The sequence below is a fragment of the Caulobacter sp. GW821-FHT10E02 genome (genome assembly GCF_059415225.1).
In genome coordinates this window covers 910,251-923,009 of the sequence record NZ_JBWKMV010000001.1, presented here as the reverse complement: position 1 = coordinate 923,009, position 12,759 = coordinate 910,251, and the positions used below count along the sequence as shown (strand labels likewise).

Here is a 12,759-nt window from a genome sequence, read left to right as displayed (position 1 = left end):
CGGCTTAAATTCACTCGCCACAAGTGCAATGCAACCTGGAACGAGACTGTTCGATGCGCTATTGCACTTTTTATGCGTACATTATGTGACGAAGTACAGAGCCGAGATCGAGAATCTCACTTTTCATGCGTGAGATGGATTGCGCCGTGATCGAGTCGCGCTATGAGGGCCGCATGGACGCTTCCGCCCCGCCTTCGCGCCCTCCGGAACTAACCCGCAGCGAGCGCCGGCTGCTGGGCCTGCTGTTCCGTCGTGGCGGGACGACCCAGGCGGCGCTGATCGAGGCCACGGAGCTGACACAGCAGTCCGTCTCGCGCCTCGTGGGCGGCCTCACCGCCCAGGGCATGGTGGTGTTCGGCGAGAAGGCCAGCCTGGGCAAGCGCAGCTACCCGTCCACCCTGATCCACCTGGCGCCCGATCACACCTATGGCCTGGGCGTGGCGGTGATGGCCGACGCGGTGGCGCTGGCGGCGGTCGACTTCGCCGGCAATGTCCGCTTCGAGCGCAAGACGCGGATGGGTGCGATGCCCGTGGCCAAGGTGCTGGCCTGGACCGACGCGGCCCTGGCCGAAGCAGCCGCCGCGCTGGGACGGCCACTGGAGAACTTGGCGGGCCTGGGGATCAGCGTCGCCGGCTCGTTCATCGGCGACGCGCCCGGCTTCAACACGCCCCACAGCCTGGAGGAATGGGCCGGGCTCGACATCGCCCAGCTGTTCTCCGAACGCTACGCCCTGCCCGCCTTCGCCGAGAACGACGGCAGCGCCGCCGCCATGGCCGAGGCGATGATCGGCGTCGGCCGCTGGGCCAGGAGCTTCGCCTATCTCTATCTCGGGGCCGGGGTCGGCGGCGGCGTCGTGCTGGACGGCGAGCTATGGCGCGGCCGGTTCGGCAACGCCGGCGAGTTCGCGGGCGGCCTGCCGGGCAACATCTATCCGTTCCCCAATCTGGAGCTGCTGCGTCTGATCGTGGCCCAGGGCGGCCAGCGCTTCGACACCGTCGACGAGATGATCGAGGCCTACGACCCCAGCTGGCCGGCCATCGACGAATGGATCGCCCGGGTCCGCGACTCGCTGTCGATCATCGCCTCGAACGCCACGGCGATCCTGGACCTCGAGGCGATCGTGATCGGCGGCCGCACGCCGCCCGACCTGGCGCGGCGGATGATCAGTCACATCGAGCTGTTCGACCAGAAACGCCGCCTGGTCCCGCGCCCCACCGCCCGCCTGACGCCCAGCGAGACGCCGGGTCACGCCGCCGCCATCGGCGCGGCCATGCTGCCCCTGCGCGCGGCCTATTTCGCCTAGGGCGCAACCACGAAGGCGTTGACCTGCGTCTCCGGGCCTGACCAATCTCGCGGCACGAACTGGGCGCATGCCATCGACCACGACCCGGAAGAGGTCCGTCGCGGCGACCTACGCACAGCTGTTACAAACCCGTGCGATGCGGACCTTATGCAGGCGCCCTATCTCGTTCGCAGTCGGTGGTTAGCGGCGCACGTGCTCCCGCACGAACCCGCCATGCGCGCCTGGATTCGCCGCACGACGCAGATCTCCGACGCCGATATCGACGACATCGTGCAGGAGACCTACGCGATCCTGGCCAAGCTGGAGAGCGTCGATTCGATCCGCGATCCGAAGACCTACGCCTTCCAAGTCGCCCGGTCGGTGTTCCTGCAGGGGCTGCGCCGCAGCAAGATCGTCGCCATCGGCTCGATCGCCGACCTGGCAGCGCTGGGGGACATCGACGACGCACCCAGCCCCGAGCAGCACGCCCACGGCAAGCGCGAACTGCGCCGCGTCGAGGCCGCTATCGAGGAGATGCCCGCGCAAGTCCGCAAGGTCTTCTGGGCTCGCCGCGTCGATGGCCTCTCCCAGCGCGAGACCGCGCAGAAGCTGGGTCTGGCCGAGCACACGGTCGAAAAGTACAGCGCGAAGGGGCTGAAATTCCTGCTGGCGCAATTTGGCGTTGGCGGAAATGCCGCCGCCAAGTCATCTAGGGTACAGGACCCCACACAGGACCCTACGGTTGTAGAGGTCAAACCATCGAATGCCCGAACGCGAAACAGCCAGTGAAATAGAGGACGTCGCCACGATCTGGGCGACCAAGGCTGAGCGCGGGCTGACGGCGGAGGATCGGGCAGAGCTTGACCGATGGCTGGAAGGTGACAGCCGTCACCTCGGCGCCTTCGTCCGCGCCCAGGCCGCGTGGATCCATGCCGAGCGCGCCGTGGCGCTGGGCCAGATGCCCGAGACAGACCCCGCCCCGGAGGAAACGCCCCTCCCCGCGCCTCGCCCCCGGACGCTGAACCGGCGGATGGCCCTGGGCGGCGGCGCGGTCGCGCTCGCCGCATCGTTCGCGGGCGCCTATGTGGTCGGCGCCGGCCGCCATCGCACGCTGGAAAGCGGCGTCGGCGAAATCCGCCATATCGCCCTGAAGGGCGGCGCGACCCTGACCCTCGACACCGACACCCGCGTCGACATCGCCGCCTCGTCCGACGACCGAAGGCTCGAACTGGTGCGCGGCAAGCTGTTCCTCGACGTGCCCACGACGCGGGACCCGCCCCTGATCGTGCGGGCCGGCGATCTTGTGCTGGAGACGCTCGAAGGCGCCTTCGGCCTCCAGAGCCTGGAGAAGGCGCCGATCATGGCGCTCGTCACTCGGGGAACGCTGCGAGCTTCACAATCGCGCGGCATGTTCGGACCGAAACGAACCGTCACGGTCGAAAAGGATCATGTCCTCACCCTCGCTTCCGGCGCGCCTTTGCAAGCCAGCGGCGTGCGATCCATGGCCGCCGCGCGGCAGGAACAGCTCCTGGCCTGGCGCGAGGGCATGCTGTCGTTCGGCGGCGATCTGCTGGGCGACGCGGTCCGCGACTTCGATCGCTACGGCTCGGTCCGGATCGTCGTGGCCGATCCCGAGCTGGCCCGGCAGCGGATCACCGGCCTGTTCAAAGCCAATGATCCCAAGGGCTTCGCGACGGCCATCGCGGCCAGCTTTGGCGGCGTCGTCGACAGCCACGGCGAGGTCATTCGGATTTCCTCGAAAAAAATCGCTTCGGCATAGCCGGAAAGTTTCGCGCCCACGCATCTACCCAACGGGGCCCTTCATTCCGCGCGCGGGCGCGCACCCTTCGTCAGGAGGCGACACGTGTTTCCCGCGCGGCTGACAGGCGCGATCATCGCACCGTTGCTGGCGGCCGCGCCCATGTCCGCGCTCGCCCAGCAGGTCCGGTTCGACGTCGCCGAACAGCCGGCGGTCACCGCCATTCCGGAATTCGCGCGCCAGGCCCGGGTCCAGATCGTGTCGCCGGCGGGCTTGGTTGGCCTGAGGACGCGGGCGGTCAAGGGGCGCTTCAGCATCGAGGACGGCCTACGCAAGCTACTGGCGGGAACCGACCTCTATGTCGCCGCGCGCACCGCCAACGCCATCAGCCTCGCCGCCCGGTCGCGCGTGGCGACAGGGCCGCGAAAGGCCGAGCCGAGCCGCAAGGTTTCAGCGCCGCCGCCCAAGACCGAGACCGATATGGTCTCCGACATCGTCGTCACCGGGACGATATCGCCGGAGCGTCGCCTGGACGCGGGCCTAGCCATCACCACCGCCTCGCTCGAGCGGATCCATGAGCTGGCGCCGAACAACACCGCCGACCTGCTCAAGCTGGCGCCGGGCATCTGGGCCGAGACCACCGGCGGGGCCACGGGCGCCAACGTCTTCGTGCGCGGCTTCCCGACCACGGGCGACGCGCCCTTCCTGACTGTCCAGCTGGACGGCGCACCGATCTTCCCGCCGACCGAATTGGCCTTCAGCGAGAACACCACGCTCTTCCGCGTCGATGACATGATCCAGCGCGTCGAAATCCTGCGCGGCGGCGCCAGCCAGATCCTGTCGAACGGCCAGCCCGGCGCGGTGATCAACTTCATCCAGCGCACCGGCACGCCGGAGCTCAAGGGCGGGCTGCGGCTGACCACCACCGACTACGGCACGCGCCGCGCCGACGGCTATCTGACCGGTCCGCTGACGCCCGACACGGTGTTCGCGATCGGCGGCTTCTACCGGACCTCCGACGGCATCCGGAACACGCAGTTCCTGGCCGATCGGGGCGGCCAGATCACCGCCAACCTGACCCACGACTTCACCGACGGCACGGTCACCGCCTATGCCCGCTACACGCGCGACAGCAACGCCTTCTATACGGGCGCGCCACTGATCGCCGACGGCGACGGCGGCTTCAGCGCCCTGCCCGGCTTCGATCCGCTGCGGGACACCCTGATCGGCTCGGACACTCACAACCTGTCGATCCAGATCGGCCCCGGCAAGCGCCTCCCCGTCGATCTGGATCAGGGCCGAGGTCTCGACCTCTTCGTGGCCGGTTCGAGTCTGGAATGGTCCCCGGACGAACAGACCCAGGTGACCAACCGCTTCAACGTCACCACTGGCGACGCCAATACGACGGGCCTCTTCACAGGCCCGGTGCCGACCACGTTGAGCCAATACATCGCCGACACCGTGGCGCGCGCGAACGCCGATCCTCGCGTCGTCATGGCGGCGGGACGCGCGTCCTCGGGCCAGGCGGTCCTGGCCGCGACCGGCGCATCCGTCTCTCCCGACCGCTACGTGCTGACCGCCGGGCTGTGGTCGGTGAAGAAGACGATCGCGTCGTTCACCGACGAGCTTCGGGTTTCCAGAACCCTTGGCGACGGCCACAGGCTGACCGGCGGCCTCTACATCGCCGGCTACAAGTCCGACGACGTCCGCTATCTGGGCAACAACCTGCTGCTGCTGGCCGAGCCGAACGCCCGGCGGGTCGACCTGCGCCTCGACAACGGCGTCCAGGCCAGCCGCGACGGGTTCGTCAGCGCCGCCACCAGCCAGATCGTCGGCGGCAGCAACAGCATCAACGTCGCGCTCTTCCTCAGCGACAGGTGGACGGTCTCGGAGCGGACCAACCTCAACGCCGGGGTCAGGCTCGAACACCAGTCGCTAAGCGGCAGCGTCCGTAACACTCAGGCCAATACCGACTTCGACGGCGATCCGCGCACGCTCTACGACAACAACGGCGCGCTGCTGCTGGGCTCGTCCACGCGGCTGGGCAACGACGCCTATCAGCTGTCCTGGACGGCTGGAGTCGTTCACCGGATGGTCCCCGACCGGCTGACCCTGCACGCCCGCTTCAACCACGGCTCCAACCTGCAAAGCTTCGAGAAGCTGCGGATCGGCGGCCGGCGGGACCAGTCGGCAGATGTGCTGGAGGCTGGCGCCGACTTCATCGCCGGGCCGATCCGCTCGTCGGTGAACGTCTTCGTCAATCGGTTCTCAGGCCTTCAGTTCACCCGCCTGCTGGCCCAGCCGGACGGCACGGTCGGATCGATCGTCCTGCTCGGCGGGGCCCATGCGGCGGGCGTCGAGCTCGACGCCGACGTCACCCCGGCTCCGCACTGGAACATCGAGCTGCGCGGCACCTACGGCGACGGCCGCTATCGCGGGTTCGGCGCCAACACCGGCAACCGCGTCGTGCGCCAGCCGAAGGTTCAGTTCTCGGTCTCGCCCGCCTGGAGCATCCGCGTCGCCCGCACCGCGCTGAAGCTGCGCGCCACCTACACCTATGTCGGCGAGCGCTATTCGGACGTCGAGAACCTCCAGAGGCTGCCGGCCTATTCGACGGTCGACGCCGGGCTGCACGCAGAGTGGGGCAACGGCCTCTATGCCGATCTCGTCGCGCAGAACCTGCTCGACACCTTCGGTCTCACGGAAGGCAACACGCGCGTGCTGGGCGACGTCCTGTCGTCCGGCCCGATCATCGCCAGGCCGCTGTTCGGCCGGAACCTGAGCCTGTCGTTCGGCTACCGTTTCTGACACGCCGCTAAAAAAGTTTCCGGCCCTTAGCCGGATTTGCCGAGCCCGCCGCATCTAGTTTTCGGAAGCGGGTCACCCGGCGCGCCTCCGCCAACCGCGGATGCGCGCGTCGCCCAAGACGTCATCAAGCGCGCGATCCGCCCGACTTTCCAGGGGGATAGCCCATGAACCTGACCGTACGAATGTCTCTGCTCGCCAGCGTCGCCGCCGTGGCGTTTCCGGCTGCAGCGCAAACCCAGTCCGACACCAACGCCGCCACGGTCGACGAGATCGTCGTCGTCGGCTCGGCCAATCCGAACGGCCAGAAGAAGCTGGAAGCCGGCTACGCGGTCACCTCGCTGAGCAGCGAAGCGATCCGGGCCGCCGCGCCGATCAGCGCCGCCGACGTCCTGAAACAAGTGCCCGGCATCTGGGCCGAAACCACCGGCGGCGTCTCGGGCCCGAACATCGCCGTCCGTGGCTTCCCGACCGGCGGCGACGCCAAGTTCGTGACCATGCAGATCGACTCCTTGCCGATCTATCCGGTGCCCAGCCTGTCGTTCCTCGACAACTCGACCCAGTTCCGCCTCGACGAGACCGTCAAGCGCGTCGAGGCCACGATCGGCGGCCAGGCCGTGCTGTTCGGCAACGGCCAGCCCGGCGCCACGGTCAATTGGGTGCAGAAGACGGGCAAGTCCGATCCGGGCGGCCTCGCCCAATTCACCTACGGCACCGGCAAGCTGATGCGCGCCGATGGTTACTATGGCGCGGACCTCGGCAATGGCTGGTACGGCAGCCTCGGCGGCTTCTACCGGACGTCCAAGGGCGTGCGGAACACCCAGTTCCCGGCCGACCAGGGCTACCAGGTCGTCGGCACCCTGACGCGCGAGTTCGAGAACGGCTCGGCCACGCTCTACGGACGTCAGACCTACGACCGCAACGCCTTCTTCACGCCGATCCCGCTGCTGCGCTCGGGCACGGGCAATGACGCCAAGCTGCACCCGTTCCCGGGCTTCGATCCGACCCGCGACACCTTCCTGGGCAACGCCACGCGGATCGTGACGTTCGACGTCGCCTCCAATGGCGCCAATACGCCGCTGTCCAAGACGGTGGACCTGGCGCGCGGCCGGGGCGTCGACATTCATCTGGTCGGGTTCGATTTCGACCGGAAGTTCGGCGACTTCACCTTCACCAACAAGATGGCCTATTCGGCCGGTACGACGCCGACGATCGCGCAGTTCACCGGCGCCACGCCGGTGACCTTGGGCTCCTTCATCGCCACCCAGGTGGCGACGGCCAATGCTAATGCGGCGGCGACCGCCGCCGCCGGCCGCAACGCGACGGGCGGCGTCGCCACCTCGATCGCGACCGGGACCGCCCTCACCGACATGAACCAGAACGTGATCGGCGTCGGCGTCTTCTACGTCGTCAAGAAGATCAAGTCGTTCCAGGACGAGGCCCGTCTGTCGCGCGAGATCTTCAGCGGCAACACCCTGACCGGCGGCGTCTACTACGCCGACTACAGCTCGGACGACACCTGGCTGACCGGCCACAACCAGCTGATGACGGTCCAGAACCACGCCCAGCCGATCAACCTGGTGCTCGACAACGGCGTGAAGATCACCAACGGCAGCGGCGTCTACACGCCGACCGCCCTGGCCCTGCACAACGTCTATAGCGGCCGCAACACGGCGCTGTTCCTGAACGACCACTGGGAGGTCACCGAGCGCCTGCGGTTCGACGCCGGCGTCCGCTACGAGTGGGAAGAGATCGACGCCAGCTTCCAGAACTCGGCCAAGCAAAACATCTCCACCGACCCGCTGGCGCTCTACGACGTCGGCGCTTCGGTGCTGCTACCGGGTTCGAAGCCGGTCCACTACAGCGGCTCGAAGGGCGCGTTCAACGTCAACGCCAACTACGAGCTCACCTCGGGCGTCAACGCCTTCATCGGCTACAACAAGGGCTACGCCCTGCCGGTCTTCGACGACCTGCGCAACGGCGTGACCGCCGTCACCAAGGTCGATCAACTGCAGGGCGGCCTCAAGACGCGCGGCGCCTGGTATGCTGTCAACCTGACCGGCTTCTACAACACGTTCCGGGGCCAGCCGAGCTCGCAGATCCTGGCCGACGGCACGGTGGTCCGCTACCTGACCAGCTCGGACACCTACGGCCTGGAGTTCGACGGCGTCATCCGCCCGTTCCAGAACTTCTCGCTGACGGTGTCGGGCGACTACCAGCACGGCAAGTACGTGGCCGGCGGCCCGGGCATCACCGGCAACCAGGTGCTGCGTAACCCCGACTTCCAGGCCCGCGTCACGCCCAGCTACACGCTGGACACCCCGGCCGGCGGCCTGACGCTGTACGCCACCGGGACCTACGTGACCCAGCGCTTCGCCGACCTGCAGAACCTGCAGCCATTGCCGAAGTACGCGACGCTGGACCTGGGCGCCTCGCTGGCCCTGAAGAACGGCATGGAGCTGGCGGTCACCGGCACCAACGTCACCAACAAGCTGGCGATCACCGAGGGCAACACCCGCGTGGTCGGCAGCGGCGTCGGCGCCGGTGGCGTCTTCCTGGGTCGCCCGCTGTTCGGACCGAACTACCAGGTCAGCCTGCGGATGAAGTTCTAGGCCCCTCGACTGGCTCGGGCCTCGGCTCGGGCCAGTCCCTTTTCCAAGGATCCCCCATCATGAAGACGTTCCGCGCCGCGCTCGCGGCGCTCGCCGTGGTCCTGGCGCCGGCCACGACCGCCCTCGCCGCGCCGGCAGCGCTGCCGGCCTGGTCGCAAGGCTATCTCTACATCCACCACATCAGCACCGGACGCGGCAACGCGACCTATTTCGTGCTGCCCGACGGCACGACCATGCTGATCGACGCCGGTGAGGCCGATCCGAAGTTCGCCGAGATCGTCAAGCCGCTGAAGGCGTTTCCGCCCCTGCCCGACGGCGAACACTCGGCCGCCTACTGGATCGCCGACTACATCCGCCAGTTCGCGCCGGCCGCCCGTCCGGTGAAGCTGGACTATGCGCTGATCACGCACTTCCACACCGACCACATGGGCACGATCACGCCTGACAAGCCGATGTCCAGGACCGGCGCCTATCGCCTGGCGGGGATCACCGAGCTAGCCGATCTCGTGCCGATCGCCAAGCTGGTCGACCGCGCCGCGCCGGCCTACGACTATCCGGTCGACCTGCGGAAGTGCGCCGGCCCGGGCGGCCTGCCGGGCTCCAACGGCCTGTCGCTGGCCAACTATCTCGACTTCGCCGACTACCGGATGAAGCACGGCCAGACCGTGGTTGGGCTCAAGCCCGGCGCGCTGGACCAGATCAAGCTGGCCAAGGCCGACGCCTATCCGACCTTCCATGTCCGCAACATCGCCTCCAGCGGCGTCATCTGGACCGGCGCCCGCGATGAGACACAGGACTACATCCCCAAGGGCGCGGTCACCGACTGCGGCTTCGACGAGAACCCGTTCAGCAACGTGCTGACGGTCGCCTACGGCCGGTTCAAGTACTATTCCGGCGGCGATATCCCGGGCGTGCCCAACTACACCCAGCCCTGGTGGCGCGACATCGAGACGCCAGTGTCGGCCGTCGTCGGCCCCGTCGACGTCATGCTGCTGGACCACCACGGCAACCGCGACACGATCAACGAGAACATCCTGCGCAACCTGGCCCCGCGCGTCATGGTGCAGGAGAACTGGCTCTCGCCGCAGCCGGGCGAGGAAGTCGTCACCCGCATGGCGTCGAAGGGTCTCTACCCAGGCCCCCGCGACGTCTTCTCCACCGGCATGGCCCCGGAGACCCGGGCCGCAATCGGGCCGATCATGGACAGCCTCTACAAGAGCTACAACGGCCACGTCGTCATCCGCGTCGCGCCCGGCGGCGATCAGTACGAGGTCTATGTCCTCAACGACACCGATGCTCGGCGCGAAGTGACCAAGCGGTTCGGGCCCTACCTGTCGAAGTAACTCAGCGTTTCTTGCCGGCGCCTCCCCTTCGACCGGCAAGGCGGGCGATCGGTTCGATCACCCCCGAGGCGGGTCGCCGGTTCGCCGGCGCCCGCCTCCTTTTTGGTTCGACCTCCGCACGAGAAGACCCAGATGAAGACCTTGTGGCGCGCGGCGCTGGCGACCGCCTTCCTGACAGCCCTTCCCGCCCACGCCGCCGAAGTCGCCACGCCGGCGGATCTCTTCGGCGACCTGTTCCAGCAGGTGCAGATGCGGCGGCTGTTCCCGGACGGGAAGACCTTCGTCGATGCGACGCCAAAGCGCCCGCCCGCCTCGATCATGGCCCGCTATCGCGCCCATGCCCGTTTCACCGACGCGGAGCTGAAGCGCTTCGTGCGCGCCAATTTCGTCTTGCCTGAAGACCCGCCGATCCCGCCGCCATCCAGCGCCCGCGCCAGCCTAAAGGCCCACATCGCCGCGCTCTGGCCGGTGCTGACGCGCCCACCGGTCGTCGCCGTCGAGGGCGGTTCGGCCCTGCCGATGGCCAAGCCGTTCGTCGTGCCCGGCGGCCGCTTCCGCGAGATCTATTACTGGGACAGCTACTTCACGATGCTGGGCCTGAAGGCCGACGGGCAGGACCAGGCTGTCGAGAGCATGGTCGATGATTTCGGCGACCTGATCGCCGCCCACGGCCACATTCCCAACGGCGCGCGGACCTACTATCTCAGCCGTTCGCAGCCGCCGTTCTACTTCGCCATGGTCGGGCTCGCGGACAGGACCGACCGGGCGCGCTTCAAGCGGCGCGTCGACCTGATGCGCCGCGAACACGCCTTCTGGATGGACGGCGAGACGGGCCTGAAGCTCGGACAGGCCCATCGCCGCGTGGTCGCCCTGCCGGGCGGCGCGATCCTCAACCGTTATTTCGACGACCGGGCGACGCCGCGTGACGAGTCCTGGCGCGAGGACGTGCTGACCGCCCGCGAGGTCTCCGGCCGTCCGGCCGCCGAGGTGTTTCGCGACCTGCGCGCGGGGGCCGAGAGCGGCTGGGACTACAGCTCGCGCTGGCTGGCCGATGGCAAGACGCTCAAGACCATCCAGACCACGGCCATCCTCCCGGTCGATCTCAACAGCCTGATGTACGGTCTGGAAACCGCCATCGCCGAGGGCTGCGAGACCCTGGCGGACAAGGCCTGTGTCGATGACTTCAGCGGCCGCGCCAAGGCTCGCAGGGCGGCTATGGACGCCTTCCTCTGGGACGCCGGACGCGGTCTCTACCTTGACTACCAGTGGCGTGATCGCGCGCGGCTGGATCGTGCCAGCGCCGCGACGCTCTATCCGCTGTTCGTCGGCGCGGCGAGCGCGGACCAGGCCAAGGCCGTGGCCGTCGCCACCCGGTCCCTGCTCTTGGCGCCCGGCGGCCTGCGCACCACCACGGTCGCCACGGGCCAGCAGTGGGACGCGCCGAACGGCTGGGCGCCGCTGCAATGGGTGGCGGTCTCGGGCCTGCGCCGCTACGGCGAGGACGCCCTGGCCCGGACCGTCGCCGAGCGCTGGCTGGCCACCGTGGACCGCGAATACCAGGCCAGCGGCAAGATGCTGGAGAAGTACGACGTCGAGGAGGCCAAGGCCGGCGGCGGCGGGGAGTATCCGCTGCAGGACGGCTTCGGCTGGACCAACGGCGTCACCCGCGCGCTGCTCGACCTCTATGGAAACTAGACCGCCCGCGCCCGGATGGCGGCGGCGAGGCGGTCCATGTCGGCCGGCGTGTTCCAGAAGCTGGGGGTCACCCGGATGCAGGCGCCCTTCGCCGGACCGTCGCGCTCGATCGTGAAGATCTTGTCGCGCGCGAAGAGGTCCTTCCGCAGGTCGGCGTTGTCGGCGAAGCCGGTACGTCCCGTCAGGCGGAAGGACGTCATGCCGGCGTGCAGATCCGGATCGTCCGGGGTCAGCACCTGGACGCCGGGCAGCGACCGGACCTGCCCCACCCAGCGGTCGCGCAGATAGCGCAGGCGGGCGGCCTTGGCCGTGACCCCGATCGCGCTATGCACGTCGATGGCCTCTGACGCCGCTAGCACGGCGGCGAAATTGACCGTGCCGGTATGGACGCGGGCGTCGATGCGGTCGGACGGCTTTTCCAGAGGCGACGGGTCGATGTCGGCGATCCGGTCGCGGCGGATATAGACGATCCCCACGCCCAGCGGCGCGCCGATCCACTTGTGCAGGGTCAGGCCGGCGAACGCGACGCCCATGGCCGTCAGCGAGAAATCGAACTGGCCCAGGGCGTGGCCGGAATCGAGCAGGACGTCGACGCCCCGCGCCCGCGCCGCCGCCGTGATCTCGGCGACCGGGACCACCAGGCCCGTGCGGTGGCTGAGCTGGGTCAGCAGCAGCAGCTTCACGTCCGGCCGCTGGGCCAGCGCCTGGTCATAGGCCACGACCACGTTCTCGCGGGTGGCGGGCTCGGGCAGGTCGATGCGATGGACCCGCACGCCCCGCACCCGGGCCAGCGACTCCATCGACACCTGCATGCTGTCGTAGTCGAGGTCGGCATAGAGCACGCCGTCGCCGGGCTTCAGTTTGTTGTAGCCGCCGATCAGGGCCTGCATGGACTCGGTGCCGCCTCGGGTGAAGGCGATCTCGTCCACGCCCACGCCCAGCAGGGCGGCGACCTTGACGCGCACGGCCTTCAGGTCCTGGCCGATGGTCCCGCGCGTATAGAGGGTGGTCTCGCGGTTGACCCGGTCGGTGTGGACGGCATAGGCCGCCCGCACCGACCGCGCCATGGCGCCGAAGTTGCCGTTCTCCAGCTGGATCACGCCGGCTGGCGGCGGGTCGTACAGGGCCGCGACCTTGGCCCAATAGGCCTCGTCCTGGGGTTGGCCGGCTCCCTGGCCTAGTCCAGGCGCCGCGACGGCGACGCCCGGGCTGGCCGCCGCGGCTGCGAGAAGGCTACGGCGCGAGAGCTCGACCATGAAGAC

Annotated in this window: 8 protein-coding genes; 7 read left to right on the top strand and 1 reads right to left on the bottom strand. The window is 68.5% G+C overall.

Features of this window, described 5'->3' with window-relative positions; genetic code table 11:
• Window positions 1–125 precede the first annotated feature (125 nt).
• The 7 genes from AC07NI_RS04180 (at window position 126) to treF (ending at window position 11,497) form a co-directional block, all read left to right on the top strand.
• On the top strand, window positions 126–1,304 hold the full coding sequence (locus AC07NI_RS04180; protein WP_494616413.1) for an ROK family transcriptional regulator: 1,179 nt from the start codon (window positions 126–128) through the stop codon (window positions 1,302–1,304).
• Window positions 1,305–1,451: 147 nt separating this feature from the next.
• Window positions 1,452–2,072: an RNA polymerase sigma factor gene (locus AC07NI_RS04175; protein ID WP_494616412.1), complete on the top strand. Its 621-nt coding sequence runs from the start codon at window positions 1,452–1,454 to the stop codon at window positions 2,070–2,072.
• A complete protein-coding gene (locus AC07NI_RS04170; protein ID WP_494616411.1) occupies window positions 2,047–3,063 on the top strand; it encodes a FecR domain-containing protein in 1,017 nt (338 codons plus the stop codon). Before AC07NI_RS04175 ends, AC07NI_RS04170 begins: the two co-directional genes overlap by 26 nt.
• A gap of 141 nt (window positions 3,064–3,204) precedes the next feature.
• On the top strand, window positions 3,205–5,850 hold the full coding sequence (locus AC07NI_RS04165; protein ID WP_494616410.1) for a TonB-dependent receptor: 2,646 nt from the start codon (window positions 3,205–3,207) through the stop codon (window positions 5,848–5,850).
• A 164-nt stretch (window positions 5,851–6,014) separates the two neighbouring features.
• A complete protein-coding gene (locus AC07NI_RS04160) occupies window positions 6,015–8,459 on the top strand; it encodes a TonB-dependent receptor (RefSeq protein WP_494616409.1) in 2,445 nt (814 codons plus the stop codon).
• A gap of 59 nt (window positions 8,460–8,518) precedes the next feature.
• The gene (locus AC07NI_RS04155; protein ID WP_494616408.1) at window positions 8,519–9,802 is read left to right on the top strand and encodes a ComEC/Rec2 family competence protein; all 1,284 of its coding nucleotides are present in this window, start codon (window positions 8,519–8,521) and stop codon (window positions 9,800–9,802) included.
• Between the two features lie 132 nt (window positions 9,803–9,934).
• A complete protein-coding gene (treF, locus tag AC07NI_RS04150) occupies window positions 9,935–11,497 on the top strand; it encodes an alpha,alpha-trehalase TreF (protein ID WP_494616407.1) in 1,563 nt (520 codons plus the stop codon).
• Here the strand turns inward: treF and AC07NI_RS04145 are convergent.
• On the bottom strand, window positions 11,494–12,753 hold the full coding sequence (locus AC07NI_RS04145; RefSeq protein ID WP_494616406.1) for an aminotransferase class V-fold PLP-dependent enzyme: 1,260 nt from the start codon (window positions 12,751–12,753) through the stop codon (window positions 11,494–11,496). The two genes, treF and AC07NI_RS04145, sit on opposite strands and share 4 nt — an antisense overlap.
• Window positions 12,754–12,759: the final 6 nt, after the last annotated feature.